Source organism: Streptomyces sp. NPDC006552, from assembly GCF_040611655.1.
GTDB lineage: Bacteria > Actinomycetota > Actinomycetes > Streptomycetales > Streptomycetaceae > Streptomyces.
The window spans coordinates 44,063-70,996 of record NZ_JBEXOS010000031.1 but is presented as its reverse complement, the minus strand read 5'-3'; the positions used below and the strand labels follow the sequence as shown (position 1 = coordinate 70,996).

Sequence of the window (26,934 nt, the reverse complement as noted above, 5' to 3'; positions counted from 1 at the left end):
CCGGCGGCGCGGGAGCTCCAGCCCGGTGCCGGGCGCCATCAGGCCCACGGTGAGGTGACGACCCAGCTCGTGTCGTCGGCCCAGGCGGTGGTGGCGTCCCAGGCATGGGAGCCGCCGTGACTCGCGGCGTAGACCCCGTAGTCGTAGTGGCGTACGAAATCGCCGGGGTAGTTGGCCGACCGGAGCGAGACGCCCTGGCCGTTGTGGCCGGCCTGGGGGCAGAACGTGGCGTCCAGCCTGGAGAGCGCGCCGGAGTCGATGCTGTCCACCCGCAGACGGAAGTCGTAGTGGCGCAGGTACTGTCCCGGCTTGTCGGCGGATTCGAAGGAGACGCAGGAGGCGTCCCCGAGGCCGGCGCGCACGGTCCAGGTCGCGGCCGCCTTGTCGGCGGACGTGCTGGACGAGGAGATCGCGGCGAGGGCGGCGTTGGTGTCGGCGCTGTTGTGACGCAGGTAGGTGTTGGTGCAGCAGGCGGTCGTGGCCCGCAGCGAGACCCGGGATCCCACGGCCGGGGTGCCCGGCACGGCATAGGTGGCGTAACCGGCGGCGTTGATGTTGGCCTGGACGGCGTTCTCGGTCGCGTTCGACGGGTAGCCCGAGGTCATGACGCCTTCGTAGAAGGTGCCGGCGGAGCTGTTGCTGTTGTCGCCGCCGATGCCGAGGATGATGGCCCCTTCCTTCTTCATCGGGTGATAACCGGAGGCGTTGGGGCGCGGACCGTCGTAGTGCGTGGCCAGGCCGCCGGACTGGGCGTTGCCGGCCCGGATCGCCCAGTGGTTCGGTTCGCCCTTGACGATGGCGGTGAGGAACCGGTGGCTGATGCTGGGGCTGTTGGCGTTGTAGCCGCGGTCGACTCCGGAGAACAGTCCGTTCTCGAGGTCGGCCATGACCCACGGGCCGTTGCCGGTGCCGTAGCCCCAGGCCTTGCTGTCGCCGAAGTAGATGGTCTCCATGGTGCCGTTGCCGTTGTCGCGGCTGTTGGTCTCGGCGTTGCCGTAGTCGAAGCAGCAGCCGCCGTTGCGGTGGGAGCCGTCGAGGATCGCGTACATGCCTTCCGGTTGGTCCCCGGTGGCGATGCCGTTCGTACGGTTGTTGCGGTAGCCGGTGCCGGGGGCGATGAAGACGCCGTAGGCCTTGTGGCCGCCGACGGTGACCGGTGCGGCCGACGCCTCGGCGAGGTTGTCGTATCCGCCCGCGGCGGGGCCCTGGAACCCTCCGGGCGGTGCCTGGGTCAGATGGTTGCCGCGGCCGGACTGGTCGTAGAGGACGGTGATCAGACAGCTCGTCCCGGCGCAGAAGGAGTCCTGCGCGGCGGCGTCGGCGTAACCGCCCGCACCCAGCACGCCGATGTCGCGGGTGGCACCGTCCGAGGCCCGTTTCACCTGGTACAGGCGGCTGTTGTACGCGGAGTACAGAGCGCGGGTCGAGCTGTGGGCGGCCACGCAGGGCGTGCCACCGGCGGCGTAGAGGTCACAGGGCAGCGAGCCCGCGGCGGCGGCGGCGCCGATGCCGGTGGAGGTCTGGACGCCGAGCATGGCCGCGGCCATGGCCAGCACGAGTGCGAGCAGAGCGAGTGGCCTGGTCCGTCTCGTACGGGCCGATGTCACCGACATGGAGTGTCTCCCGGGGGATGAGTGGAGCCGGCGGCGTCCTACCGCCGGGGTCCGTGCGCACCTTTAGGACATGGACATGCCAATCCCGGTGCCGAGTAGGCGCTCGTGGATGAGCTGGAACCCGGCGTGTGTGCGTACGGGACTGTCGAGCGCCCGCCCTTGCTACTCCGTTCGGTATCTCGAACGCTGGTCGAATTGGCGGACCGTTCCGATGATAGGAAGCACCCAGGGGGTGTCAACACATCCGGCACGTCCGATACTTCGACCACGCGGGAGCTGCGCCGCCGGCCCACGAAGTGCTCCCTGGCGGCGGGCCGCATCTGGGGCGGGTGAGGTGGGCCGCCGACGAACACGATGAACCTGTCGACGGCCGCCAGCAGGTGAGCGGTGGCGAGTTCACCGCCCACGAAGACGCCGGGTACATGTACGGCCTCCGGGTCGATCTCGCCGGGCTCGCAACCCTCCTCGGCTCGGCGAAGGTGACGCGTCCCGCCATGGCGGCGAGCGGGTCGAAGTTCGCGGCCGCCCTGGGGAGGACGAGATTGCCGTGGCGGTCGCCGCGCCGGGCCCGCACCGGCGTGAAGTCGGTGGTGATGCTGTGTTCCAGCACATGGGCGGACCCGTTGAAGGCGCGGGCCTCCTTGGCCGGAGAGGTGGTGTGCAGGGTGCCGTCGGGGTGGTGGCGCCAGGGCAGGCCACCGCCCGCGACCTGGGTGCCGACCCCTCTAGGTGATCGATGAGGGCGGTGGTTCCAGCCGAGTCGAGGCGCAGTTGCTCGCCCAATCGGCCGGGTGTGGCACGGGTTTTCCGGCGTTGCGCGTCCAGCAGGTGGATCAGCGCGCGGACATCGGTGGGGTGCGGTCCGTGACGGGCGGCGAACTCGGCGCCGAGCAGGTCGAATTCCACCGTCACCGCGCGCACGTAGTGCAGGCCCATCCGCTGCCGACGACCGGTGTGTGTCCTGAGCCGTGACCTCGTTGCCACGGCCGCCCTCCCAACCTCTTCGCACCGACTGTCCTGCTTCTGTCACGGCGCCGTTCCCTGGGGCAACGGAACGCTTGAGTGCCGGGTCTGACGACACAGGATGCGGGCAACCCGCCTGCGTCCGTCGGGGACAGCATCGACCTACGGGGGAACGAAGAAATGATCGCTCTTGGACGGATCATGGCCGTGGCCACGGCGGGACTGGGCACGGCCTGGCTCACCGTTGGCACGGCCACCGCCGCCACACCGCTCACCGCGCCCACCGCGACCGTCAAGGCCGCAGCCGCAGTGGCCGCGTACAACGGGTCCTGCGGTGCGGGATACACCGTCGTCAACTCCGCCGACATCGCCAGACTCGGCACGGTGTACCTCACCTACAGCGCCACCACCGGAGAGAACTGCGTCGTCACCGTGCGCGCGGTCAAAGGCGCAGCAGTGCACATGGTCGCTTCCCTGGGACTGGGCACCAACACCGCCGACGTCATCGACGACGGCTACTACACCAGCTACGCCGGTCCCGTCTTCCTCGACGGCCGCGGAATGTGCATGAGTTGGCGCGGCGAGATCAACGGTGAGGTCGCGGGGAAGAACTGGACCAACTGCGAAGCGCGCGTCCGTTAGTCCTGGGCGGGCCGGGGAGCCGGGGGACAGCTGAAGGACCTCGCGGACGCCACTGTTGACCGGCACCCACCCTGCTCGTGGAGCACCCGGCCGGGGTGGCACTGGCACAGCAGGCTCCCGCGGTGCCCGAAGATCCGGTCTGGTGGTGCGAGCCGAAGCTCGACGCTTCTCCAGATACCTTGGGATGCTTCATGCAAGTGCAGCTCGGCAGACGTGAGGACACGGCCGGAGGCCCTTGCATGAAGACGGGAAGACGGGAGGGCGGGAAGGCGACCGCGTCGGGGTGGCGGGGCCGGCGTCAGCCCGCGGTCGGCTGGGGTGCCGCGGACAGGCCCTGCTTGACGTACCGGCTGGTCTCGTCGGCGAGGATCTCGGGCAGGCCCGCCTCGACGCCGTGCAGGGCCTGGGCCGCGACGTCGGCCGCGGCGACCTTCTGATCGGCGGGTACGTCGGCGGCCATGTCGGTGTCCATGTAGCCGACGTGCAGCGCCGAGACGGTGATCCGGCGCGGTGCCAGCTCCTCACGGGTCGCGTCGCTCAGCGCCCAGGCGGCGGCCTTGGACGCGGCGTAGGAGCCGAGGGTGGCCGGGTGGAACCAGGACAGGACGGACAGGACGTTGAGCACGGCGCCGCCGCCGTTGCCCTCGATGACGGGTGCGAAGGCGCGGGTGGTGGCGAGCGGGCCGAAGAAGTTTGTCTCCATCTCCCGGCGCACCTCGGCCAGGTCGCCTCCGATCAACGTCGCACCTGTGGAGATGCCCGCGTTGTTGATCAGCAGGGTCGCGTCCGACGCGGTGCGGGTGGCCTCTCGTATCGACGCCTCGTCCGTCACGTCGAGACGCAGCGGGATGACACCCGGCACATCGACCATCTCGGGGCGTCGGGCCGCGCCGTACACCTTCGCGCCGCGCTCCATGAGCTGGGTGACGAGGTGCCGCCCGAGGCCCCGGTTCGCGCCGGTGACGACCACGACCGCGTTCTTCAGTTCCATGTCTGCTCCTGGTCTGCGGCGGGTGCCGTCGGGTCACCCGCACCTTTTAGATTACGCAACCAATCTAAACACGGGTCTAGGATAGATTCCAGTCGACATCCAAACGAGAGGGTGATCATGGGCCGCGTATCGCAGACACAGGCGGAGGAGAACCGCAGGCGGGTGGTGGACACCGCCTCGCGGCTGTTCCGGGCGCAGGGAACTCAGGTGAGCGTCGCCGATCTGATGAAGGCGGCCGGCCTGACCCACGGCGCCTTCTACAAGCAGTTCGCGTCCAAGGAGGCGCTCGTCGACGAGGCCACCGCCCACGCCTTCGACGAACTCGCCCGGGGGCACACCGCCGGGCTCGCACAGTACGAAGGGCGGCGCGACGCCGCCCGGCGAGCGCTGATCGACGCCTACCTCTCCGTGGAACACCGCGACGACCCGGCGGACGGCTGCCCGGTCGCCGCGCTCGCCACGGACATCGCACGCGAAGGCGGGGGGCGAGAGGCCCGTCGGGTCTACACCGAGGGGGTGGCCGACTTCGCGGACTTCCTCGGCGGTGACGACCAGGACGGCATCGTCCGCCTCTGCACCCTGTTCGGCGCACTGGTCCTGTCCCGGGCCACCAAGGGCTCCCCACTTTCGGAGGAGATCCTTGCCGCCGCGCACACAGCCCTGATCAGGGGCGGGGCGGTCGAGTAGGCGATACGGATGATCCGGCCGGGCTTCCAGGGCGGTGCTCACCTCGCTCGCGTCGACGGCGTAGATGACGGCCTGCGGGGCGGAACGGTCTGACAGAAGAACCACGACCCATGGAGGCAACGGGTGACCGGAGCAGCACGTCGAAGCGAACGTGTGCGGATCCTCTGAAGGGATGCTCTGTGCTGGTGTCCTGTCGATGCGAGAGCTCGAACCCTCCGCGCTGGACGTCGGGGATAGGGTCCGGTGGGAGGTGCGGGGATGAGTTTCCGGCTGGCGGCGTACGCCGTATGCATTGAGGACGGCCGGGTCCTGCTCGCCCGCCACATGTCTCCAGAGGGCAAGTCCAACTGGACACTTCCGGGCGGGAGGGTAGAGCACGCGGAGGATCCATTCGACGCGGTGCTCCGGGAGTTCGCAGAGGAGACCGGCTGCGAAGCGGTGGTTGAACGCCTGCTGGGCGTCGACTCGAGGGTGATCCCAGCGGCCGAAGCCCGTCTCGGCACAGAGCACCAGAACGTCGGCGTCTTCTACCGGGTCCGGATCACCGGCGGTCAACTCAGGCCCGAGCCGAACGGTGAAACCGCCGAGTCGGTCTGGACTCCGGGTCTCGATGTCGCTCGCCTGCGCCGGTCATCTCTGGTCGACGTCGGCCTCGCTCTGGCGCAGAGCGTTCCGGCAACCGGCCATGTCGCTCCCGTCCCCGTCGGCGGTCTGATCCAGCACTGACCCCTGCGGGTTCTCCGGCGGCAGGTCGACATCAGCGGCGCACGGTTCTCCGGCTCCCACCGACCAGCCAGCTGCGCGTGGGCCAGCTGATGGGGACCTGATGCTGCATGGCCCGCCGGCTCACTGAGCGCCCCCGCCCGGCGTCCCTCCGACCGCGGCGGTGGGCGTGGGCGCGGGTCGGTTCTCCTTAGTGCTGTTCAGGGCGTCGGTGTACTGCTCGTCGGTGACAGGCTCGAGCCAGGTGGCGCCGTCGCCGTCTGCGTCGCCGACGGGCATGGCGATGTCCGCCATGAGCGGGGTGTCGGTGCCGCCGTGCCAGTGCTCCGCACCGGCCGACACCCATGCGGGTGACACTGGCGCAGCCCCCACCGAGTGCCCTTCAAGCGGTCAGCCTTCCAACCAGTCCCCAGGCACCGACTCACGCAGCCGATCCAGTGCCTCCTCGGTCCGGGACCGGACGTTCAGACAGAACCCGTCCAGCTCGCGGATCAGGACATCGGCATCGGCGAACCATCGAACGTCGCGTCCCACAGCCGGGAGTTCCCGGAACTGCTCCACCAGGCCGGCCTCCTCGGCGTCCAGCTCCAGGTAGTCGGTGAACCCGCCCGCGAACAGCACCACCTCGGACATGACCATCTCAACACAGGCCACCGTCAGGCTCGACTCCCAGGCATCCCACCGCTCCTGCGACTTGTCCGCGAGATCCGGGCGTATCACGGTGCCAGGATCGTCATTGTCCAGGTCCGCCAGCAGGACGCCCCAGGAGGCGGCGCCCTGATTCTCCACCCGATAGACGAGAGCGCCGTCGAGCACATGCAACTCGTCAGGCTTGAGCAGGGTGTCGTGATTGCTGGTGAGGTCAGTCCGGCGCCCGAGAAGCAGGTATGCCTCACGAAGCGATCCGGGCAGAACCAAGCCAAGGCGCCGCTCGGCTGCCTCCACCTCCTCCACGCTCCAACCATCCCCCGGCTGGAGCGGCTGCTGCCAGTAGGCCGCGAAGTCGGCGACGAACTGCCACGCTTCCGTACGGCTTGGCAACGCTTCAGCCAGCCGGGTGCGCACGTCGAAGGTCTCAGTCATACCCGCACCCTACGGCCGGGCACAGACACCACTTGTTCGAAGGCAAGTCGCTGAACGGCAAGGTACATGGGCCTTTGGTTCTCTTCCAGAGCATGCAGAGGCCTCGGGTCAAGAAGAGCGAGCCACTTTGCCTGATCGGCGACTCCGGCGCGGGCAAGTCCCACCTGCTGATCGTTCGGGGCGACGAGGCTGCGGTGAGGATGCACTCATGGCACATGCACCTCCCATCGCACTCATGGCACATGCACCTCCCATCGCCGGCAGCTCGCCCCCCGCGTCCTGGACTGGTACTCATCCCCACGACGAGGACGGCCGCCCGGTCGGCCACAGCTCGGGCGACTGCCTCCTCGGCCGCCTCCCGTTCGACGAGAACGCGCTGAACGTGTGGCACCAGCGCTGCGCCGACTGCGCTCAGGCGCACTTCGCGACGATCCTGCCGAACAACGTAGCCCCACCTGTTTCTCCAGCGTCCTGATCTGCTTGCTCGGGGCGGGCTGAGTGATGAACAGCCGCTCGGCTGCGCGCGTGAAGTGCAACTCCTCGGCCAGCGCGGCGAAGTACCGCAGATCCCGACCGTGAACGTCCATAACATCGGCTATCACAACGGATCTTGGGGCAACCGGTGAGCCCCGCAGAGTAGTTCACACGCGGACCGCCGAGAACAGCGGATCACTCGGCACAAGGAGAAGAGCATGAACGAGGTATGGCTGGTCACCGGGGTGAGCAGTGGGTTCGGTCGGGCGATCACCGAAGCGGCGGTGGCGGCGGGCGACATCGCGGTCGCTGCCGCCCGCCGCGCCGCGCCGCTCGACGACCCGGTCGCAGCGCACCCGTACCAGGTCGAGGCGTTACCGCTGGTCGTCACCGACATCGCGGCGTCCGATCCGCGGTCGACGGCGTGGCCGTCCGGGACGGCCGCATCGATGTCCTGGTCAGCAACGCCGGACGAGGATGGCGGGGCGATCGAGGAGACCACCGACGCGGAGCTACGGCACCTGATGGACCTGCACTTCTTCGGTCCGGCCGCGCTCATCCGGGCCGCGCTGCCGCACATGCGCCACCGGGGCTCGGGCCCCGTCGTCCAACTGACCAGCGTGGGCGGGCGGTATACCTTCGCCGGAGTCGGCGCCTACTGCGGCACCAAGTTCGCCCGCGAGGGGCTCTCTCCGAGACCCTGGCCGTCGAGGTCACCCCGCACGGAATACGGGTGCTGATCGTCGAGCCCGACGTGTTCCGTACCGGCGTCGCAGTGCTGCGGCCCTCCGCGGCCCTGGACGCCTACCAGGAGACCGTGGGCCCCGTTCTGACGGCGTCCAGACGAACTGCCGCCGCGGCCGTCCCCGTTCTCGGCGGAGTGCGCGGCGAACGCTTGCACTGACCGGCTCTTGAAGTGCGCGGGCCAGGCGGTGCTGGAGCCGTCTGCCGCCGTGGGATGAGACGCCTCCAGCAGTTGATTGCCCAGGGTGTTGCGCAGGATCGTCCAACTCGCGGTCAGCGCCGCCAGCTTGGCAAGGGCTCACCGTCGGACGGTGCATCAGATTGCCCGGCAATGGCGCGGTCTGGCCACTCGCTACGACAAGACCGCACCATCTACCTCGCCTGACTCCACCTCGCTGCCGTCTTCATCTGGTCGGCAAGGCGATCCGAAGGAAACGACATGGGAAGGCGCTGCGGGCACGCCGGGCTCGTCGGGACGGGCGGTCGTGTTCGCCCGCGGGCCCGTTGCCGGGCTGGGCGAGGCTTCGTGAGAGGTGCTGCGGTAGCCGTCGGGCGTTGGGCGGGACGGGGGTCAACCGGGCTGTGTCAGGGTGAGAGGCACGGTGATGGTGAGGTGTGCGTCGGTGGTCGGTCGGGCAGGAGCCAGAGCGTTCATGCGTGCCGCGAGATGGCCGATCACCCGGCTGGTCAGTTCCTCGTCCCACTCCGCTGTGCCCTCCGGCGGCAGACGCATCTCCTCCTGGGCAGGGGGACTGCCACCGAGAAAGCGCGCGGCGTCCTTGTTGACGGTCCAACAGGCCAGTGCGATCCGCACCTGTCCGGGAGCCGCCCACTGCGCCCGTATATGGGCGCACATGCTGAAGTCGTCCCCGCCAAATGCGACCGTCGTGGAGAACGACCTGCCACGAGGGTATTGCCGGGTCAGTTCAAGTACCGCTGGTTCCACCACGGCTCGCGCCATAGGCTCCGCATACACCGTCTGCCCCCCTGTCGAACCTGGTCTTCAGCATCCCAGAGGGGGCGTGCGACGCACAGAGGTGCAGCCTTCCCGACAATGCGTACGGCCTCCGGGGAGCCGAGGGTTCCGAAGGGCGTGCTGTGTCTCAGTCTCTCGGGATCGGGGCTGAGGCGGGGGAGACGGTGCAGCCATGTCCGCAGTGCGGAACTGTCATCCGGTGCGATGCCTGCTTCACCACATGGTGCACGGCGTGGGACTGGAACGTGGATCGAGTCGCACCCAACGCTGAGGTGGGGCGACTGGCGCGACTGCGCCGCGAGTTGGCCGCGTGCCACGGGAAGATGCCGGACTGACCTAGGGCCTTTGCCGGGGGCAGCCTGCCTGCGGGATGCCGAGCAACTCGGGATTGCATTGCGGGCCATGGAACCGGAGCTTCGCCGCGAGCGCATGATGCGCCTTGAGTTGCAGCGCCAGGCAGAGCAGCGGCAGCACGAAGATCGTCGACGGTAGCGCGCTGAGCGGCGGCGTGCCTCCGAGGCCACCGTCGGGGCGGTCATCGCGCTGGCCACGTTTGCCGGTGGCGTGTATGTGGCCGCCGACTCCTGGTGGTTGTCGGTTCTCCTGTGCGGTCCGCCTTCTGGCCATGGCCAAGGTGTTCGTGCTCGGGCGTAGCGACCCGGAGGACATGAAGGCGGTGATGCGGGCTGCGCGCACCGCTATCAACGCTGCGGGGCAGGCTCAGCCGCCGCAGCCACCCTCCCCTGCCTTGGAAGGGCCGCGGGCATCGATGCCCTTGGCTAGGGCGTCTTCTTTCGGCTCCGCCAGGACGACTCCGACTGGCCCCGCTCGGTGGGGCGCACGGAGATGTTCAGGGGTAGTGGCGACGCGAAGGGGCCCCATCTCTCCTCTTGCGGTGAGACGTTTCCCGCGGTCTGTCGCGGGTGGTGGCTTTGGATGTCGTTGTCCTAGCAAGAGCTGTTCGACAGGATCCGTCGAAACAGCTGGCAACAGAACCTATCGGTCCGGGCGTTGGCGCGGAAGTACGGAGTGCATCGGCGACTGGTCCGTGAGGCGCTGACTTCTTCGATGGTCGCGCCGCGTAAGACGCCGAGGCGGGTCTCTCCACGCATGGAGCCGTTCAAGGAAACGGTTGACCAGTGGCTGCGTGATGCCCTCGAGGCACCACGCAAGCAGCGGCATACCGCGAAGCGGATCGGAACCCGAATGGAGGAGGAGTTCGGGGTGACGCTCGCTAACACCACGGTGCGGGACTTCGTCACCGTCCGGCGCCGGGTGATCGCCGATGAAGTTGAGGCGCCCCGCGAGGCTTTCCTGACCAGGCACAACGCCCTGGGAGCGGACGCCGAGGTCGATTCCGGCGAGGTCTGGGTGCGGTTAGGCGGCCGGGAGGAAGCGGTGAAGTGTCATCTGTTCGCCTTCCGGCTCGCGTATTCGGGGAAAGCGGTGCACCGCATCTCGCGCTCACAGGGACAGCAGGCGTTCTTCGAAGGCCACGTTCACGCGCTGAACACGCTGGGCGGTGTGCCGGCCGGGCAGGCCCGCTAGGACAACCTCACGCCGGCTGTGAAGAAGGTGATCTTCAAGAGCCGGTCCCGGGAGGAGCATCCGCGCTGGACCCGCTTCCACGAGTTTTACGGCTTCGTCCCCTTCTACTGCGAGCCGGGGCTGCGCGGGGCACATGAGGAGGGCGGCGTGGAGGGGCAATGGGGTACTTCCGGGGGAACTACCTCACCCCCGGTCCCCGGGTGGAGACCCTGGAGGACCTCAACGCCCACATCGCCGTCTGCGAAGAGAAGGAGAACACCCGGCGGATCGACTCCCGCATCCGTACCATCGCGCAGGACTTCGACCGTGAGTTCCCGCACCTGCTTCCGTTGCCGTCGGAACCGTTCGAGACCGCGCCCCCGAAAAGCCCGAGTGGCCTCTCTGGAGTTCCCCCACTGTGTGAAAGGTGCTGATCAGCTGGTCAGGGCAGGGTGCGGACTGCGTCGGCGATGGCGGGTCGGAGCTGTTCGAGGGTGTGGTCGGGGCCGAGGATCATGCGGCGGAGTTGGGGCATGGCCAGGCTCCAGCCGACGAGGCCGAGGGTGAAGAACAACCGGTCGCGGGCCTCGCCGTCGGCGGTGGCGGTCCGGGCGGCGCGGATCTTGTCCTCGTAGTGCCGGGTGCGGGTCTCTTCCCCGGGTACGGGCTGGTCGCCGAGTTCGAGCGCCTCCCACATGAGCAGGCGCAGGGCTTCGGGGTGGGCTCGGTGGTAGTCGAAGAGCCGCTCGGCGTAGGCGGGCAGGTCCTCGTCTCCGGGCGGGACGGCCTGGGCGAGGTCGGCCATGAGGTGTTCCAGGACGGCGGCGAAGAGCTTGTCCTTGTCGCCGAAGTACTCATAGATGGCCCGCTTATTGGCCTTGGCCTCGGCGGCGATGCGGTCCACGCGGGCGCCGGCCACGCCGTGCTGGGCGAACTCCGCAGTCGCCGCCGCCCGGATCCGCTCTTTGGTTGCCTTCGAGTCGTACGCCATGCACCGATGGTAACGAACCAGTTCGTTTGACCGATCGCGGAGTCATCTGCGACTCTCACCCCATCATCCGAACCATCTAGTTCGTTCGTTTGGAGTCGTGATGCCCTGTCCCGATACGCCGCTGGATTCCGCACCGGCCCTGCCCCGTCGGCTGCCGCTGGTCCTGGCACTGGCCTGCGGGGTCAGCGTGGCGAACGTCTACTTCCCACAGGCCCTCACGCCGCTCATCGCCGACAGTTTCGGCATCACGGCGGATACGGCCGCGACCGTGGCGACCCTCACGCAGTTCGGGTACGCCGCCGGGATCTTCCTTCTGGTCCCACTCGGCGACCGGCTCCCGCGCCGCCCCCTGATCACCGCGCTGCTCGCCGTGACCGGTCTCGCTCTCCTGGCTGCCGCTCTCGCCCCGACCGCCGGTGCCCTGCTCGCGGCCGGCACCGTGGTCGGGGTGGCGACCGTGGTGCCCCAACTGTTGCTGCCCATGGCCGCAGGACTGGTCGCGGCCGACCGGCGCGGAGCCGTCATCGGAACCCTGCAGGGCGGGCTGATCGGCGGGATCCTGCTGGCCCGCGCCTTCGGCGGCACCCTCGGCGAACAACTGGGCTGGCGCGCCCCTTACCTGGTCGCCGCCGTACTCACCGCGCTGCTGGCGATCGTCCTCCACACCGCCCTGCCCTCCGCCGCCCCGGCCACGCGAGACCGCTACACCGCCCTGCTCGCGGCCAGCGTGCGGATGCTGCACAGTGAGCCGGACCTACGGCGCTCCGCGCTCTTCCAGGCGACCCTCTTCGGCGGTTTCAGCGCCGCGTGGACCGCGCTCGTCCTGCTGCTCACCGGCCCCCGCTACGGCCTGGACGCACAGGCGGTGGGCGTTTTGGCCCTGATCGGCGCGGCCAGCATGTTCTGCGCCCCGGCCGCCGGGCGGTGGGTAGACCGGCACGGCGCGGACCGGGTGAACCTGTGGTGCATCCTTGTCGCCCTTGCTGCGGCGGCCGTCCTGGCCGTCGGTGCGGTCGGCTCCCTGGCCGGGTTGGCGGCCCTGACGGCCGGGTTGTTGCTGCTCGACATCGCGGTGCAGTGCAGCCAAGTCGCGAACCAGGCCCGCATCTTCGCACTGTGCCCCGAGGCCCGCAGTCGGCTGAACACCGCGTACATGACCTGCTCGTTCCTCGGCGGCAGCGCCGGATCCTGGCTCGGTGTCCGCGCCTATGCCCAGCTGGGCTGGCTGGGCGTGTCCGCACTCATGGGGGCTCTCACTCTGCTCGCCCTCACCGTGTACCTCACCGGTCCGCGCGGGCGCCGGACTCTCGCTAAGACTCCGCCCGGCGCGGACCAGCCCGAACCATTCGCCCGGTGAGCGGCGACCGGCCCACAGAACGGGCCCCACCGGCCACCATGGTCCGCCGTGCTTCCCATCCCTGACTCGAAGGATCTTCCATGTCATTCCCGGCCATGCCGCTGGCGGTACTCCAATTCTTCCGCGCCTCCCAGAACGGCGACATCGACGCCTGGGCTCGGTCATTCGCCGTAGACGGCGTCTTCCACGATCCGGTCGGCACACCGCCCATCACCGGACGCGCCGCCATCCGCGACTTCATCGCCTCCGTGCTGCCCAACTTCCAGCCCTTCCTCGGCCTGACTCCCCTGGAAGCGCACACGGTCGGCAACCGGGTCGCCGTTTCCTGGCGCGGCGCCGCTGTCGCCCTGGACGGCAAGCCGGTCAACTGGTCCGGAATCAACGTCTACGAACTGGGCGAGGACGGCCTCATCCAGGACGCCAAGGCGTACTTCAACCACGCCGCCTTCGAAGCCCAACTCGCCGGATAGTCCCGAAATTCAGCCACCGGCACGGGCTCTCAAGAACGGAAAGGTCGAGCCCGGGCCGGGGCCGCGCCAAGGCCCACCAACTTCCCCACCTCAAGGGCAGGCAAGACTACCGAAAAACCCGAATCGCCTCCCCGTCGCCGCGCCACGAAGCGGTCCCACAACAAGCCACATATCGAGGTCACTTCAAGACGCCTGGCTTTCACTCAACCATCACCGAGTGGGGCCAGCGGGGTGGGCCGTGCCAGTCCAGGCACAGGACGGTGGCGTCGTCCTTCGGCGGCTGCCCGCTGAAGGCGTCGGCGACTGCGGTGACCAGGGTGCGCACGACCTCGCGCGGGTGCTCGCCGGCGGTGGTGTGGAGGAGGTGGGGAAGGTCGACGGTCTGTGCTTCGCGGTCCTGCATGCCGTCGGTGTGGAGCAGGAGGCGGTCGCCGGGGCGCAGGTCGAGGTCCTGTACCTGGTAGGGGCGCTTCGTGGGAACTCCGAAGGGCAGGTTCGCCGTCAGCTGTACTTCACTGACCTGGCCGTCGCGCAGCAGCAACGGCCGGGGGTGGCCGGCGTTGATGAGCTGGGCGCCGCTGCCGTCCAGGGCGATGCGTAGAAGCTGTCCGGTGGCGAAGGTGCGCCGGCCGTGGTCGAGGACGGCCTGGTGGGTCTGGCGGGCCTGTTCAACGAGGTCGGATCCGGCGCGGCGAGCGGCCCGTGATGCGTTGACCAGGAGGGTGGCGATGAGTGAGGCGTCGACGTCGTGGCCCATGGCGTCGGTGATCGACAGGTGCAGCGTGTCGCTGTCGAGGCTGTAGTCGTAGGTGTCGCCGGCGATGTCGGAGGCCGGGACCAGGGCGGCGGCGAGAGTGAAGGCGTCGGCTTCGCATGCGGGCGCCGAGGGCAGGAGCTGGCGCTGGATCTCGGCGGCCAGGCTGACCTGGGTGGTGCGGTTGCCCCAGTGGTAGAGATCGGTGAACCGCCGGTCGGTGACGATGATGTAGGCCAGCGCATGCGCGGCTTCTTCGATCTGCTCCAGTGTGTCCGGGGTGACGTGGGGGAGGAACAGCTCCAGGACACCGATGGTGTCGCCGCGGTTGGTGACGGGCGCGAGCACCCGCTGTCCCTCCGCCTCTTCCGAGGCCCGCACCAGCCTTTGGGTTCGCAGCACCTCGTCGTAGACACCGCTGCCCGCGAGGGCGACCTGCTCGGCGTGGGGCTCCTGCGGCGAGGATGTGGTGTCGTTCACCCGGAGCAGGCGGCGCCCGACCACATCGACGAACAGGAATGACACGTAGCGCGCCCCGAACCGGTCGCGCAGGTTGCGTGCCACGACGTCAAGAGAGTCCACCGGCGCGGCAGCCTCAGCCGCCGCCAGTACCTCGGCCAGCCCGATTCGATCTCGCGCCACGTCGTCCTCCCAGCGTTACGAACGCTCCTGCCCGCCGAGCTGAGAGTACGCGTCCGAGTCGGCATATTCGGTCAATCGTGGGACGGACCCGCCGTGAGGACCCGGGGGTGGATGTGAACCGAGATCGATGTTCTCCCCTGTGCAACTCCCCGCCGGCCTTGCTGTGCAGTGCAAGGGCGGCCCCAGCTGTTCCCGCACCGACGTTGAACTGCGCGTGCACCAATATTTGCGCGGCGGACCCAACGACTACGTGATCACTCGCCCCGCAGCCATACCCCGCCGAAGGCCGCACCTTACACAGGGCACAGCGGGTGCCGGTCTGGCCAGCGGGTGGACGGCTGCGCAGCAGGGCGCCCTCACCACGCTCCAGCGTGTGTCCTGTGATCATCGGCCGCATGGCAAGCGACGCTCCTCACGCGGTCGTCCAGGCGTCGAGAAAGGCTTGGCGTCCAGCGGGATCGTCCGACCTGCGGGCGGCGTGCAGGACGCACCAGGCGGTGAGTTCGAGATCGCGAAGCCACAGGGCTCCGATGAAGTGCGGCCGCTCCACCCAGATCTACCGCTACTCCGGACAAGACGCCAACCCCTGGGTCGGCATTCCCGGCCAGGCCGTGGACATCGGCGCCGCCGCGGCCGGGACGGTGTGGCACGTCGCTGCCGCCGGCGCCATCTGCCGCTACGCCGGAGACCAGCTGAGCTGACCGCAGCGAAACGACGGTGCGGGGGTCCCGGCCCGGCACGCCGGGACCCCCGCACCGGTCTCAGCAGCCGAAGCCGAGGACGCCTGCGACGGTGGGCTGCACGCCCCAGAAGCAGCACCTCAAGTCCGTACGCCGACACGTTGCACACCCAGGACGAACCGCAGCAAGGGCTGGGCGGGCCATGCGGATGGCCCCGGTCCTTCGCGAGGGGGGCGAAAGGCCCGAGGCCCTGTGCACGCCGGGCGCCCGCGCAGGGAAGCCGCGCGGCCAGCGCGGCTCCACCGCCACGCCGGTCCAGTGACAGGACCGCTGACACAGCCGAGGTCTCGTCGTGTCAGATGGTCGACGCCCGCTCGGCTGCCGGGGTTACGCGGCCGTCAGCTACCGGTTGCTGAGCCGGTGGCGCAGCAGCAGGTGCGGGGCGCGGTGGGTGAGCCAGGCGGCGGCCAGGCCGACTGCGGCGCCGGCTGCGACGTCGCTGGGGTAGTGGGCGCCGCTTTGTACCCGCTCGACGGCGACCGCTGCCGCAGGTACCGCGCACAGGGCGCCGGCCAGCGGCCAGGTGGGGGCGACGGCCGCGGTGAACGCCACGGCGGCCGCGGTGTGCCCGGAGGGGAAGGACGAGGAGTCGGGGCGGTCCTCGACCTCGTCGTGCGGGATCCACTCCTTGGGCGGCCGGCGCCGGCTTGTCACCTGCTTGCCCACGCCGTTGGACATCAGTTGCGCCGCCACGACGGCGGCGATGCCGGCGGCTGCCGCCCTGCGGCCTCGCCAGCCGCCCCGCCACGCCATCATCCCGGCCGCAGCGCACCACAGCTTCGTGCCTTCTGCGGCCTCTTCGACCGCCGACAGCACCTTCGCCGCCCCGGCCGGGATCCGGGAGGCCGCTCCTTTGGTTCCCAGCTCGTCGGCGTCACGCACTTGATCCAGCATTTTCATACGGTGCCGGTACCCCAGGTCAACGGCTTGCACCAAGGCCGTGCCTCTCATCCGTCCAGTAGTGCCGCACCCCGCGAGGCAAACGCACGGCCGGCCTCGGAGTGGGACGACTTCCGCGCCCGGTTCGCCGTGAGGCCCCACCAACTTGAAGACGCAGGTCAAAGGGCTGGTGTGGCCGGTTCTCCGGGTACTCGCGCTGGTCGTAGGGGGGAGTCCGCGAAGAAGATCATCCGCCAGCGGTCGACTTCGAGGTTCGTCAGGACGAGCAGAGCGCGCAGAAGTCGGGTGGCGAGGGCGAGTTCGTGCGGAGCTTGGTGAGGATTCGCCAGTTCTTGAGGTGTGCGAAGCCATGCTCGACCGGTGCGCGTCCGAAGGCGAGGACTCGGTTGACCCCTGACGGCGTCGAGATCGCGCCGACCGTGCAGTGCAACCCCGCCAATTACGCGCATCTGCCGAACGGACGCCGCCCCCGTTACCTGGACACCGTCCTGAGTGCCTGCCCCGGACAGGTCCTCTTCGATGTCGTCCATTCCGAAGAAGGGGGCCGCTTCCACCACGCCCGCAACCGCTACCTCGCGGTCGACGTGACCGACGACCCCACCATGGAGGTAGTCGACAGCTTCCACTGGGCTACCTGCGGACAGCTCGCTGCGGCCAGCCAATACGGCGGGGTGCCCAATGTGGAGACACGCAACCTGCTCACCTGCATAAGCTTCATCGCATGAGCGCCTGCAAACGAATCCGCCCGGGGGTCCAGGGCTGCGCTGAGTTCGCTCTGCGACGGATGCTGCCCGCCTTCACAGATCATCCGGAAGTCGAGATTGCGGCCATCGCCAACCGCCACCCCTCCGCAGCGCGCGAGGCGGCCGCGTGCCACGGAGGCACCCCCTGGCCGGGATACGAGCAACTCCTGACCCTCCCGGGACTCGACGCCGTCTACATCCCACTGCCGAATCCCACTGCCGAACGCGCTGCACGCGCCATAGGCCGCCAAAGCTGCTCGTGCCCGACTCCAACCGTCCCTTGGCTGGACGCGAGCGCGGCGATACCTGTCTCCAGCGCACTTCGCACGAGGCGGTCCGAGGAGCCCTGAAGGTCGCGGCCCGAAGGGGTGGTGGTGAGACAGTGGTGCACCAGTACCGCACATGGACGGTAGCGGACTGCTCGCCGGCATCTCCATGCGTGAGTGCGGCGAACCTCCCGGCCTCCATGGGCCACATGTCCCCGGCAACGGCGATCGGAAGCGACCGGGTCAGCGCATGAGAACCCCGGCTCGCAGTAGCCGCGGGCTCATCTGTGCCCTCGATCCGGGACAGTGCGGTCACCGTCGCCGGAGCGCTGCTACGCCGCTCAGTCAATACGGGCACACACCTTGGCACGGATGACGCCCTCGGCGGTGAAGCAGGCCAGCTGCGTGCTGACACCCGCCGGCAGCGGACCGCTGACCGGCAGCCTGCACCGGGCCGCTCGCACGGTGCGGTCCGTGCAGCCGAGCGCGCCGCCCAACGATAGGTACGGGTCGGGTAAAGGCTCCCTGTCTATCCGAGTGCCGTGAGGTTTGCGGGGAAGCGGCCTGCTCGGTGCGGCGTGATGATGCGGTACCCGTAGTGCGTAGTGATCGGTGCGGTGGGTGGCAGGGAGAGGGGCTGCAGGCGACATGACCGAGGCGAGATCGCGAGTTCTGCCGGAGGTGGTGGACAGCCCGGCGCTGCGCACTCAGCCGGCCGGCCGGGTGGCGCGGTGGTTCTTGCGGCACCGCGTGCAGCCAGTGGGGCCGCACGCCGGTGAAGGGCATGGGGAGTCGCACGCGTGGTGGAAGGTCATGTGCCTGACGGGCGTCGACTACTTCTCCAGCCTCGCCTACGTGCCGGCGATCGCCGCGCTGGCCGCCGGAGCAGTCTCGCCTCTGGCGACGCTGCTGCTCGTCCTGCTGACCTTGCTGGGAATGCTGCCGATGTACCGCAGGGTGGCGAAGGAGAGCCCGTACGGTGCGGGATCCGTCGCCATGCTGGAGGATCTGCTGCCGTTCTGGTGGGGCAAGCTCTTCGTGCTGGTCCTGCTGGGGTTCGTCGCGACATCGTGGATCATCACGATCACGCTGTCCACGGCGGACGCCTCGGTGCACGTGGTGGAGAACCCCTTCTTCCCGGCCGCGCTCCACGGCCACGAGGTGGTCATCACGGTGGTGTTGCTGCTGGTGCTGGGAGGAGTCTTCCTCCTTGGTTTCAGCGAGGCGGTCCGCATAGCCATCCCGTTGGTCGCCGTCTTCATGCTCCTCAACGCGGTGGTCATCGGGGTCGGTCTGTTCCAGGTGACGACCACTCCCGGTACGTTCTCGGCTTGGACGAAAGCCCTCACCAGCGGCGGCGGCGGACTCGGAGGCATGGCTGGTCCGGCACTGATGGCCTTCCCGCTGCTGGTGCTGGGACTCTCGGGTTTCGAGACGGGGGTGAGCATGACGCCGTTGATCGCCGCGGAGGGCGACGACCCCGAGCAACGGCTGCGTGCCCGCGTCCGCAACGCCCGTCGCCTCCTCACGACGGCCGCCGCCGCCATGAGCGTCTACCTGCTCGCCGCGAGCTTCGTCACGACCCTCCTCATCCCGCACAAGGAATTCGAAGCCGGCGGCGCCGCCAACGGCCGCGCTCTGGCCTATCTGGCCCATGCCCGGGTCGGCGAGGCGTTCGGCACGGTCTACGACATCAGCACCATCCTCATCCTCTGGTTCGCCGGGGCCTCCGCCATGGCGGGGCTGATCAACATCGTGCCCCGCTATCTCCCCGACTACGGCATGGCCCCCGAATGGGCGCGTGCCGTGCGTCCCGTCGTGCTGGTCTACACGGCGTTGTGCATCGTGATCACTATCGCCTTCGGTGCCGACGTGAACGCCCAGGCCGGGGCGTACGCCACCGGAATCCTGGCCATGATGGTCTCCGGCGCCCTGGCCGTCACGGTCTTCGCCGCGCACCACCGTCGACGCGCCACGACCGTCGGTTTCGCACTGCTCACCGCGGTCCTGCTCTACGCCCTGAGCGCCAACGTCGTCGACAAGCCCGGCGGCATCGCCATCTCCGGCCTCTTCATCGCCGGAATCGTCGTGGTGTCGCTGATCTCACGCGTCTCGCGGACCACCGAACTGCGGGCAGATCGCCTGGTGTTCGACGACGCCGCCCGGAGTTTCGTCGCCGACACCCTCGCCCATGACCACTCCATCAACATCATCGCCAACCGACAGCAGGCGGGTGACGACGCGGAGTACCGGGAGAAGGAGCGTGAGCAGCGGGGCATGAACGCGGTACCGGGCCGAGCCGACCTGCTCTTCCTGGAGATCGACGTCGTCGACCCGTCGGACTTCAGCGAAACGCTCACGGTGCACGGCGTCGAGGTCGGCGGGTACCGGATCTTGCGAGCCGAAGCGCCGGCAGCCCCGAACGCGATCGCCGCGGTCCTGCTGGCGCTGCGCGACGCCACCGGCACCCGGCCCCACTGCTACTTCGCCTGGTCGGAAGGGAGCCCGCTGCGGCACATGCTGCGCTACTTCCTCCTCGGCCGCGGTGACACCGCCCCCGTCACCCGCGAGATCATCCGCCGCAACGAACCTGACCCGGCCCGGCGGCCCGGGATCCACGTCGGGGCCTGAGCGGGGAGGGCCGGCCCTCAGGCCGACCACGGTCTTGACGCCATCCACCTGCGCCCCGGCGAGGTGGCCTGGTGGTCCTGGCGGTGGACGGCGATGGTCACCAGCCCGGAACCGTCCGCCACCTCCAGATCAGGAGCGGCCGGACACGGTGGGGCGGCTGCGGCGCGTAGTGCCTGCGACGAGGTGGGCCACGCCGGCCCTCAGGTTACCGGCGCACATCGTGCAGAGGCGGGAATCCTCATCCACAGCCATAACGAGCCCAACGGCGCAGGCGTAGCCGTAACGGCCCCCGCCCACCGGCCGGCCACGACGTGCAGGAGCCGGAGAGTCACTCCGGAATCACGGCGAACGCCTCGATCTCCATCAGGAACTGGGGGAGAGGAGAGCCGACACCTGGATTGCCGATGCCGCAGGTTGGCGGGACGGGTCGAGGAAGGCGTCGCGCGCTTCGCGGACGGCCGGCATGAAAGCCATGTCCGTCACGTAGTAGGTCAGTTCGAGCACGTCGTCGAAGGCCGCCCCGGCCGCCGTCAGACAGCGTCGCAGGTTCTCGAAGACCTGGCGCCTGGGCGGAGGGATCACCGGCGCCGACCAGTTCGCCCCGCTCGTCGAGGGCGAGCTGGCCCGCGACGGCGACGAAGCGGCCCGTGCCTGTAGGCCGTACCCCGCCGAGTTCAAGGCGGACGCGGTCGCGTTGTACCGCTCGAGGCCGGGAGCGACCGCAGGCGCCAACCGCACAGGTCGAGTGAGAGGAGAGGGCGACGGCAGGAATCGCCGGCGCCGTCAGGGTTGGGCGACCTCTTGCAGGGGGAGTCTGTGTCCTGCGGACCGCTGTCCGACGCGGAACCCCTGTGGCACAGGCGGCCGTTGCCCGTGAGCCGGAGAGACTTCAGGGATGGAGTTGATGCACGGTGGAACGACGTATGCCGGTGGCGACCCACTGGGGCAGCTTCGTGGCCGTGGTCGATTCGGGCCGGCTGCAGCGCATCGAGCCTCGGGGCGACGACCCTGCGCCCTCGCCCATCGGGCCTGGCATGGTGACGGCGGCTGAGGACTCTGCTCGTGTGCGGCGTCCAGCGGTGCGTAAGGGGTGGCTCGATGGCCTGCCGCGCGCCGGCGACGCGGCCAGAGGGGTGGACGCCTTCGTAGAGGTGAGCTGGGACGACGCGCTCGGGCTGGTGAGCGAGGAACTGCGCCGGGTGCGTTCGCAGCACGGGGACAGTGCGGTGTTCGGTGGCTCGTACGGCTGGGCGAGTGCGGGCGGCTTCCACAACGCGCAGGGACAGCTGCAGCGGTTCCTGGCCCTGGGTGGGGGTTACACCGACTCGCGCAACACGTACAGCACGGCGGCGTTGGAGGTCATCCTCCCGCATGTGATCGGCGGGGCTCCCTGGAGCTACCAGTCCCGGATGCCGATGTGGGACGAGATAGCCGAGAACTGCGAGCTCGTGGTGGCGTTCGGCGGGCTGGCGCTGAAGAACAGTCAGATCAACCCTGGCGGACTGGCCCGGCACCAGACGCGGAACCTGCAGCGCAAGTGCCGTGAGGCCGGGGTGCGCTTCGTGAACGTCAGCCCGATCCGCAGCGATACCGCCGGTTTCCTCGACGCCGAGTGGCTGCCGGTCGTGCCGAACACCGACACCGCCTTGATGCTCGCCATCGCGCACACGCTGCTGGTCAACGGCTGGCATGACGAGGACTTCCTCACCCGCTGCTGCGTGGGGTTCGACCGCTTCGCCTCCTACCTGACCGGAGACGTGGACGGCGTCGTCAAGGACGCCGGCTGGGCGGCGGGGATCACGGGCATCGGCCGCGACACGATCACCGACCTCGCTCGCCGCCTGTCCACGCAGCGTTCTCTCATCATGGTCAACTACGCGATACAGCGGGCGGACCACGGTGAACAGCCGATCTGGATGTCGGTCGTACTGGCGGCCATGACGGGTTCGATGGGGCGGCCCGGCTGCGGCTGGGGCGCGGGTTACGCGACGATGGACGCGACCGGTGTCGCCCCGGGCCGCCCGTCGGTGGCGTCGGTGCCGCGGGTCGCGAACCCTGTCGCGGACTTCATTCCGGTCGCCCGGATCGCCGACACCCTGCTGGAGCCGGGCAGGACCATCGACTACGACGGTCAGCGACTGACCTTGCCGGACCTGCGCCTGATCTACTGGTGTGGCGGCAACCCCTTCCACCACCACCAGGACCTCCACCGCCTCACCCGTGCCTGGCAGCGCCCGGACACGGTGGTGGTCCATGAAGCCTGGTGGAACACCACGGCGAAGTTCGCCGACATCGTGCTCCCCGTCGCGACCAGTCTGGAGCGCGATGACTTCGCCGCCGGGTTCTCCGATCCCCACCTCGTCCCGATGCCGAAGGTCCGCGAGCCGGCCGGTGAGGCGCGCACCGACCACCAGATCTTCGCCGCCCTGGCTACCAGGCTCGGCTATGAGCGCGAGTTCACCCAGGCACGCAGCGAGAGCGAATGGGTCCGGCACCTCTACGAGCAGACCAGGGCCGGCCTCGGCGACGACGCGGCCCTGCCGGCCTTCGACGACTTCTGGCAGAGCGCGTCCGGTGTCGAGCTGCCGTCACTCGGCGGGCCGTTTCCCGGCAGCTTCGAAGCCCTGCGCTCCGATCCGCAGCGCTTCCCCCTGACAACGCCGTCGGGCCGGATCGAGATCTTCTCCGAAAAGATCGATTCGTTCGGCTACGACGACTGCGCCGGACATCCGACATGGTTCGAACCCGGGGAGTGGCTCGGCGCCGGCCTGGCGGAGCGCTTTCCCCTGCACCTGATCTCGAATCAGCCCGCCTCTCGTCTGCACAGCCAGTACGACAACGGTGGCCACAGCCTCAAGTCGAAGATCCACGGCCGTGAGCCCGTGACGATCAACTCGCTGGACGCCGCGTCGCGCGGTATCGAGAACGGCATGATCGTGCGCGTCTTCAACGACAGGGGCAGTTGCCTGGCGGGCGCGATCCTGTCGGACACCGTCATGTCCGGCGTCGTTCAGCTGTCCACCGGAGCGTGGTGGGACCCGGCGCGGCCGGGCCGGAGCGGAAGCCTGGACCGCCACGGCAACCCCAACACCCTCACCCGGGACCGCGGGTGCTCGCGCCTGTCCCAGGGTCCGAGTGCGCACAGTGCGCTCGTCGACGTCGAGGTCTACGACGGACCGGTCGAGGGGGTACTCGCCTTCACACCACCACACCTCGAACACTGACCCGAACCCACCTGAACAACGGGCGTGTTTGCCCAGTTCACTCTCGTCAGGCGCACAGCCGACAGCCCCTGTCCGGCGTCGGACCCCCCTCCGGCGTTTGCGCGGCCGTGACTGCGCGAATACGGTCCGTAGTCATGACTGCACTGAAAGACCGCAAGTACGGCCAGTGGTTCCGGGGCGCCGACGTCGACGGCGACGGCTTCATCACCCAGCACGACGTACGCAAGATGAGCGAGCGCTACATCAGCGCCCGCGCCACCGCCCCGGACGCCGAGACCGCCCGCCGGCTCACCGAGGGGATGGACCGGTTCTGGTCGAACGTCATCGCCCCGATGGACCAGGACGGCGACGGGAAGGTCGACGTGCGGGAGATGACCGAAGGCTTCAAGAGTGCCCTGACCGACCGCGCGCTCTACCCGCAGCAGATCGAGCCGGTCAGCAACTGCTTCTTCGACCTCGTCGACCTCGACGGAGACGGCAAGATCGACCAGGCCGAGTTCCAGCTGATGTTCGACTCGGTCGCCGCCGTACCCGGCGAGGACTGCGCCACCGTCTTCGCCGCCCTGGACCGCGACGGCTCCGGGGGACTGGACCGTGACGAGTTCCACCACGCACTCGAAGAGTTCTTCTACGGGGACGACCCCGAGGCTCCTGCCAACCACATCTTCGGCAAGGTCACCGCCTGACAGCCCCCGACCAGGTATGCCAGGTGCTCGGCAGTGGGCGCCCGGACGGGGCGGCGCGGCGAGGAGGTGTCCGCGTCACGGGGTCGTCCGTACATTGAGGTTCAACCTCGGGAGTGGACACCTTCCGCTACGCCGGCGCACCGGAACAGCAACTCGTGCTCTGGTCGGCCGAAGGTCAGGCCGGGGCGCGACCCCGAAGCCCCGCCCCACGCCGGGACCGAAACCTTGCCGACAGGCGCGGTGCCGGTCCCGGGCAGGAAGGGTCAACCGCTGAGGGACTCCTCGGCGTTGCGGCGCGTCGGCCAGTTGTCGCGCCGTTCCCTGGCCACCTCCGCACGGCCGGCGGCGCGCTCGTCGAGCAGGTGGGCCGTGGGGGTGAGGGCCGTGGCGGGGGAGGCCTGCTCCGGAGCCACGGTCGGTGAGGAGAGCGGGGCGGGCTGATCGCTCCTGCGCGCGACCCGTCCGTCCGACTCGCCGTCATCCCCCCTGCTCTGATGCTCGAAGAAGCGGAGCATCTCCACGGGGAACGGCATCACCAGGGTGCTGTTCTTCTCGGCGGAGACGTCCACCACGGTCTGCAACAGGCGCAGTTGGAGCGCTCCGGGGGTGTCGGCCATGGTCGCCGCGGCGTCGGTCAGCCGCTGCGACGCCTGGAACTCACCGTCGGCGGCGATGACCCGCGCGCGGCGTTCCCGCTCGGCCTCGGCCTGCTTCGACATCGAACGCATCATCGACCCGGGAAGCGCGATGTCCTTGATCTCGACGCGCTCGATACGCAGTCCCCAGGGCTCCTCGGTGGGGGCGTCCATCACCTTCTTGAGTTCCGCGTTGATGTGGTCGCGGTCGGAGAGCAGCGTGTCCAGATCGGCCCTGCCGATGACCGAGCGGAGCGACGTCTGGGCGATCTGGGAGACGGCGGCACGGTAGTCACGGACGTTGACCAGGGCCTTCACCGGGTCGATGACCTTGAAGTAGACCACCGCGTCGACGGTGAGCGTCACGTTGTCGGCCGTGATGGACCCCTGCGGCGGAATGCCCAGAACCTCGGTCTGGACGGACACCTTCCGCATCCGGTCCCCGATAGGCCGGATGACCCGCAGGCCCGGTCCCCGGATGTCCGGGAGCAGCCGCCCGAAACGGAACACCACGCCCTTCTCGTACTGCTGGACGTTGCGCACACTCAGGGCGAGCAGCACCAGCCCGGCCACGGCACACACCACCAGCACGGTGATCAGTACACCCATGGTTTCTCACTGTCCTTACGTCGATGACGGTCCCGGACCCCAGCGGGTCGGGGAGACACACGGGACGGGCGGACCCCGGCCTGTCGTCCTGCGCGCGGCCGGGGTCCCGGGCGGGAAAGTTCGTGCCTGCCGCTCCCGGCTCAGCCGGGAGAACTCCGCGGTACGCCGGCCCGGGTGACCCCGGTGGCGGTCAGGATCCGCTCGGCCGAGAAGGCGTTGTCCTCTCGTACGGCCATGACCATCGCCGCGTGCGCGGAGCCGCGGCCCGCTCCCGGCGGGATCACCAGGAACAGGAAGTGGTCCCGGTCGCCGCGAGTGACGATCATCGTGTCGTCACTCACGGCGGACCAGTCGAAACGCACCATGTGCCCGTCGGCGAAGAGATGGTTCGGCGTCTCGTCCCACTCGCTCGCGTCGAGGCCGATACGGGTGACGGGGCCCAGACGTGCCGTCACCGCCGCGACCAGGCCCGGAAGTTCGGTCTTGAGGCTGCGTGACCGCGGCCACCACGCACCGTCGAATCTTCCTGCGCGTCCGGTGGTGGTCTCCATCCTCAGGACCGCCGTACCGGGAAGCACCGGCGCGCCGCTCACCCATCCCGTCGGTGGATCGAGCGCGGCCATCGGCGACGGGGCCAGGAGCGCGAGAGGGAGATGAAGTGACGTGGAGGCGGACGTGCTTCCGGGAAGTGATGTGGGGAAAACGGTCGCAGTCATGATGCGGGCTCTCTCCGGACCGGCCAGAAGACCCGGCCCGGCGTGCTCCGATCGCCGAGGGTGACAACGGCGTGGAGGCCGGCGTACGGAATACCCGCGGTGACTCCACCCTACTCCGGCCTCGGCCTCGACGGACTTCTCCTCCCGTCCGGGCGGCGTGACCGACCTCGTACCGGCCCCCGGGCCCCCCGGGTCCGGTACGGCACGAGGTGACGACCCCCGGGGCTCGTGGCCGGGGCGCCGTGACCACGGGGTGATTCCGACGGCCTGCGTCAGCGGACCGCCGCCGGCCGCTCATCGTCCTGTGCGGGAGTGGCCATCTCCTCGATCAGCCGCCCGGCCTCCGCGTCCGTGGCGGAAGGTGGCACCACCAGCAGGTCCCACCGCCCATGACCTGGTGCCAGCAGGCAGACGGTGGACGGGGAGCGCTGGGTGGTCGTCCGGTGCAGGCGCACGACCTGCTCGGCGACGAGCAGCCGGCCCGGGAAGGGCGACCACGCGGCCTCGTCCACGAGGACGCTGGTGATCCGGCCCCAGCCGGGAGGGAGCGCGGCCAGCAGCCGGGGCAGTTCGGACGCCAGATCGGCCGAGCGGGGCCACCAGGCGCCGTCGATGCGCAGGGGCATGTAGTCCCCCGCCGACTGGGACACCAGACGCAGACGTACGGCGGACAGCGAGGAGAGCGGGGGCGGCGGGGCAAGTGTCATGGGAACTCCTGGTCGGATGGTGTGAGGGGGATGAGTACGCGGCGGGCGCATGGCCCGGCCGGCCGGTGACGGCGTGATGGCGGCGGTGCATGGCGACCCAGCCTGCCCAGGCCCGGGAAGCTCATCGGTCCGGCCACCACGAGCACGAGGCGCGGCGGCCGCGCGGCCTGGTGGCTCCTGTGGGCCGGCCCACGGCGGCACGCCGGTCGTGGCACCAGGGCCGGTGACGGCGCCCGACCGTCCGAGGCGTCCCCGCAACGGCCCGGTCGGCCAGGAGCGCGAGGAAGCCGAGCAACGCCGTGACCGGCAGGAACAAGCGCTCGGCACCGCACGCCCGGCCGCTCGCGCGGGGGAGAGGCTGCCTTCCCGCCGGGTTCCGGGGACGGTTGTGCGGCCTGTGCGTGGGGTGCGAGCGGAGAGGGCGCTGCTGCACGGGCGAT

25 protein-coding genes and 5 pseudogenes are annotated in these 26,934 nt (G+C 69.4%); 14 read left to right on the top strand and 16 right to left on the bottom strand.

What is annotated here, in order from left to right:
• Window positions 1-38 precede the first annotated feature (38 nt).
• From ABZY33_RS19455 to ABZY33_RS19445, 3 genes and pseudogenes are all read right to left on the bottom strand, one after another.
• Window positions 39-1,535, bottom strand: coding sequence for an alpha-L-arabinofuranosidase B (locus ABZY33_RS19455; RefSeq protein ID WP_356492849.1), 1,497 nt, complete (start codon window positions 1,533-1,535; stop codon window positions 39-41).
• A gap of 482 nt (window positions 1,536-2,017) precedes the next feature.
• Window positions 2,018-2,346, bottom strand: a pseudogene (locus tag ABZY33_RS19450) (CoA-transferase); the annotation flags it as partial.
• A pseudogene (locus tag ABZY33_RS19445) lies at window positions 2,337-2,549 on the bottom strand (MarR family transcriptional regulator); the annotation flags it as partial. The pseudogenes ABZY33_RS19445 and ABZY33_RS19450, both read right to left, overlap by 10 nt.
• A 207-nt stretch (window positions 2,550-2,756) precedes the next feature.
• On the opposite strand from ABZY33_RS19445, the gene ABZY33_RS19440 reads away from it, so the two are divergent.
• Window positions 2,757-3,218: a spore-associated protein A gene (locus ABZY33_RS19440; protein WP_356492831.1), complete on the top strand. Its 462-nt coding sequence runs from the start codon at window positions 2,757-2,759 to the stop codon at window positions 3,216-3,218.
• 298 nt (window positions 3,219-3,516) lie between these two features.
• On the opposite strand, the gene ABZY33_RS19435 is transcribed toward ABZY33_RS19440, so the two are convergent.
• The gene (locus tag ABZY33_RS19435) at window positions 3,517-4,209 is read right to left on the bottom strand and encodes an SDR family oxidoreductase (protein WP_356492830.1); all 693 of its coding nucleotides are present in this window, start codon (window positions 4,207-4,209) and stop codon (window positions 3,517-3,519) included.
• 117 nt (window positions 4,210-4,326) lie between these two features.
• Here ABZY33_RS19435 and ABZY33_RS19430 point away from each other — a divergent pair, with 117 nt between their 5' ends.
• Together ABZY33_RS19430 and ABZY33_RS19425 are read left to right on the top strand one after the other, a co-directional pair.
• Window positions 4,327-4,896: a TetR family transcriptional regulator gene (locus ABZY33_RS19430; RefSeq protein ID WP_356492829.1), complete on the top strand. Its 570-nt coding sequence runs from the start codon at window positions 4,327-4,329 to the stop codon at window positions 4,894-4,896.
• A 258-nt stretch (window positions 4,897-5,154) separates the two neighbouring features.
• A complete protein-coding gene (locus tag ABZY33_RS19425) occupies window positions 5,155-5,622 on the top strand; it encodes an NUDIX domain-containing protein (RefSeq protein ID WP_356492828.1) in 468 nt (155 codons plus the stop codon).
• A gap of 120 nt (window positions 5,623-5,742) precedes the next feature.
• Here the strand turns inward: ABZY33_RS19425 and ABZY33_RS19420 are convergent.
• The 3 genes and pseudogenes from ABZY33_RS19420 to ABZY33_RS19410 all read right to left on the bottom strand — a co-directional run.
• Window positions 5,743-5,952, bottom strand: a pseudogene (locus ABZY33_RS19420) (hypothetical protein); the annotation flags it as partial.
• Between the two features lie 57 nt (window positions 5,953-6,009).
• Window positions 6,010-6,702: an SMI1/KNR4 family protein gene (locus tag ABZY33_RS19415; protein WP_356492827.1), complete on the bottom strand. Its 693-nt coding sequence runs from the start codon at window positions 6,700-6,702 to the stop codon at window positions 6,010-6,012.
• A 268-nt stretch (window positions 6,703-6,970) separates the two neighbouring features.
• A pseudogene (locus tag ABZY33_RS19410) lies at window positions 6,971-7,289 on the bottom strand (LysR family transcriptional regulator); the annotation flags it as partial.
• Window positions 7,290-7,394: 105 nt separating this feature from the next.
• Between ABZY33_RS19410 and ABZY33_RS19405 the strand changes: the two are divergent.
• The gene (locus ABZY33_RS19405; RefSeq protein ID WP_356492826.1) at window positions 7,395-7,916 is read left to right on the top strand and encodes an SDR family NAD(P)-dependent oxidoreductase; all 522 of its coding nucleotides are present in this window, start codon (window positions 7,395-7,397) and stop codon (window positions 7,914-7,916) included.
• The gene (locus tag ABZY33_RS19400; protein ID WP_356492825.1) at window positions 7,910-8,080 is read left to right on the top strand and encodes a hypothetical protein; all 171 of its coding nucleotides are present in this window, start codon (window positions 7,910-7,912) and stop codon (window positions 8,078-8,080) included. Before ABZY33_RS19405 ends, ABZY33_RS19400 begins: the two co-directional genes overlap by 7 nt.
• A gap of 411 nt (window positions 8,081-8,491) precedes the next feature.
• Here ABZY33_RS19400 and ABZY33_RS19395 read toward each other — a convergent pair whose 3' ends face one another.
• A complete protein-coding gene (locus ABZY33_RS19395) occupies window positions 8,492-8,881 on the bottom strand; it encodes a hypothetical protein (protein ID WP_356492824.1) in 390 nt (129 codons plus the stop codon).
• Window positions 8,882-9,232: 351 nt separating this feature from the next.
• Complete coding sequence (locus tag ABZY33_RS19390) at window positions 9,233-9,592, bottom strand: hypothetical protein (RefSeq protein WP_356492823.1); 360 nt, start codon at window positions 9,590-9,592, stop codon at window positions 9,233-9,235.
• A gap of 414 nt (window positions 9,593-10,006) precedes the next feature.
• Between ABZY33_RS19390 and ABZY33_RS19385 the strand changes: the two genes are divergently transcribed.
• Window positions 10,007-10,444 carry a hypothetical protein gene (locus ABZY33_RS19385; RefSeq protein WP_356492822.1) on the top strand — a complete coding sequence of 146 codons (438 nt, stop codon included), beginning with the start codon at window positions 10,007-10,009 and terminating at the stop codon, window positions 10,442-10,444.
• A gap of 421 nt (window positions 10,445-10,865) precedes the next feature.
• Here the strand turns inward: ABZY33_RS19385 and ABZY33_RS19380 are convergent, their stop codons facing one another.
• Window positions 10,866-11,414 carry a TetR family transcriptional regulator gene (locus ABZY33_RS19380; RefSeq protein ID WP_356492821.1) on the bottom strand — a complete coding sequence of 183 codons (549 nt, stop codon included), beginning with the start codon at window positions 11,412-11,414 and terminating at the stop codon, window positions 10,866-10,868.
• Between the two features lie 100 nt (window positions 11,415-11,514).
• Between ABZY33_RS19380 and ABZY33_RS19375 the strand changes: the two genes are divergently transcribed.
• Both ABZY33_RS19375 and ABZY33_RS19370 read left to right on the top strand, forming a co-directional pair.
• The gene (locus ABZY33_RS19375) at window positions 11,515-12,771 is read left to right on the top strand and encodes an MFS transporter (RefSeq protein WP_356492820.1); all 1,257 of its coding nucleotides are present in this window, start codon (window positions 11,515-11,517) and stop codon (window positions 12,769-12,771) included.
• An 80-nt stretch (window positions 12,772-12,851) separates the two neighbouring features.
• Entirely contained in the window at window positions 12,852-13,241 is a 390-nt protein-coding gene (locus ABZY33_RS19370) for a nuclear transport factor 2 family protein (RefSeq protein ID WP_356492819.1), read from the top strand.
• A gap of 199 nt (window positions 13,242-13,440) precedes the next feature.
• On the opposite strand, the gene ABZY33_RS19365 is transcribed toward ABZY33_RS19370, so the two are convergent.
• Window positions 13,441-14,637 carry a PP2C family protein-serine/threonine phosphatase gene (locus ABZY33_RS19365; RefSeq protein WP_356492818.1) on the bottom strand — a complete coding sequence of 399 codons (1,197 nt, stop codon included), beginning with the start codon at window positions 14,635-14,637 and terminating at the stop codon, window positions 13,441-13,443.
• Window positions 14,638-15,167: 530 nt separating this feature from the next.
• Between ABZY33_RS19365 and ABZY33_RS19360 the strand changes: the two genes are divergently transcribed.
• Entirely contained in the window at window positions 15,168-15,338 is a 171-nt protein-coding gene (locus ABZY33_RS19360) for a hypothetical protein (RefSeq protein WP_356492817.1), read from the top strand.
• Window positions 15,339-15,719: 381 nt separating this feature from the next.
• Here the strand turns inward: ABZY33_RS19360 and ABZY33_RS19355 are convergent, their stop codons facing one another.
• Window positions 15,720-16,271: a phosphatase PAP2 family protein gene (locus ABZY33_RS19355; protein ID WP_356492816.1), complete on the bottom strand. Its 552-nt coding sequence runs from the start codon at window positions 16,269-16,271 to the stop codon at window positions 15,720-15,722.
• 392 nt (window positions 16,272-16,663) lie between these two features.
• Between ABZY33_RS19355 and ABZY33_RS19350 the strand changes: the two genes are divergently transcribed.
• The 3 genes from ABZY33_RS19350 to ABZY33_RS19340 all read left to right on the top strand — a co-directional run bounded on the left by ABZY33_RS19350 (window position 16,664) and on the right by ABZY33_RS19340 (window position 19,917).
• On the top strand, window positions 16,664-17,002 hold the full coding sequence (locus ABZY33_RS19350; protein WP_356492815.1) for an NDP-hexose 2,3-dehydratase family protein: 339 nt from the start codon (window positions 16,664-16,666) through the stop codon (window positions 17,000-17,002).
• A complete protein-coding gene (locus tag ABZY33_RS19345; protein WP_356492814.1) occupies window positions 16,999-17,370 on the top strand; it encodes a Gfo/Idh/MocA family oxidoreductase in 372 nt (123 codons plus the stop codon). Before ABZY33_RS19350 ends, ABZY33_RS19345 begins: the two co-directional genes overlap by 4 nt.
• 729 nt (window positions 17,371-18,099) lie before the next feature.
• Window positions 18,100-19,917 carry an amino acid transporter gene (locus ABZY33_RS19340; RefSeq protein ID WP_356492813.1) on the top strand — a complete coding sequence of 606 codons (1,818 nt, stop codon included), beginning with the start codon at window positions 18,100-18,102 and terminating at the stop codon, window positions 19,915-19,917.
• Between the two features lie 328 nt (window positions 19,918-20,245).
• On the opposite strand, the pseudogene ABZY33_RS19335 reads toward ABZY33_RS19340, so the two are convergent.
• Window positions 20,246-20,569, bottom strand: a pseudogene (locus ABZY33_RS19335) (RidA family protein); the annotation flags it as partial.
• Between the two features lie 271 nt (window positions 20,570-20,840).
• On the opposite strand from ABZY33_RS19335, the gene ABZY33_RS19330 reads away from it, so the two are divergent.
• Together ABZY33_RS19330 and ABZY33_RS19325 are read left to right on the top strand one after the other, a co-directional pair.
• Complete coding sequence (locus ABZY33_RS19330) at window positions 20,841-23,141, top strand: molybdopterin-dependent oxidoreductase (protein ID WP_356492848.1); 2,301 nt, start codon at window positions 20,841-20,843, stop codon at window positions 23,139-23,141.
• A gap of 134 nt (window positions 23,142-23,275) precedes the next feature.
• The gene (locus tag ABZY33_RS19325; RefSeq protein ID WP_356492812.1) at window positions 23,276-23,827 is read left to right on the top strand and encodes an EF-hand domain-containing protein; all 552 of its coding nucleotides are present in this window, start codon (window positions 23,276-23,278) and stop codon (window positions 23,825-23,827) included.
• A gap of 263 nt (window positions 23,828-24,090) precedes the next feature.
• On the opposite strand, the gene ABZY33_RS19320 is transcribed toward ABZY33_RS19325, so the two are convergent.
• The 3 genes from ABZY33_RS19320 to ABZY33_RS19310 all read right to left on the bottom strand — a co-directional run bounded on the left by ABZY33_RS19320 (window position 24,091) and on the right by ABZY33_RS19310 (window position 26,494).
• The gene (locus tag ABZY33_RS19320; RefSeq protein ID WP_356492811.1) at window positions 24,091-25,071 is read right to left on the bottom strand and encodes a slipin family protein; all 981 of its coding nucleotides are present in this window, start codon (window positions 25,069-25,071) and stop codon (window positions 24,091-24,093) included.
• A 140-nt stretch (window positions 25,072-25,211) separates the two neighbouring features.
• On the bottom strand, window positions 25,212-25,622 hold the full coding sequence (locus ABZY33_RS19315) for a DUF5994 family protein (protein ID WP_356492810.1): 411 nt from the start codon (window positions 25,620-25,622) through the stop codon (window positions 25,212-25,214).
• Window positions 25,623-26,059: 437 nt separating this feature from the next.
• The gene (locus ABZY33_RS19310) at window positions 26,060-26,494 is read right to left on the bottom strand and encodes a DUF5994 family protein (RefSeq protein ID WP_356492809.1); all 435 of its coding nucleotides are present in this window, start codon (window positions 26,492-26,494) and stop codon (window positions 26,060-26,062) included.
• Window positions 26,495-26,934: the final 440 nt, after the last annotated feature.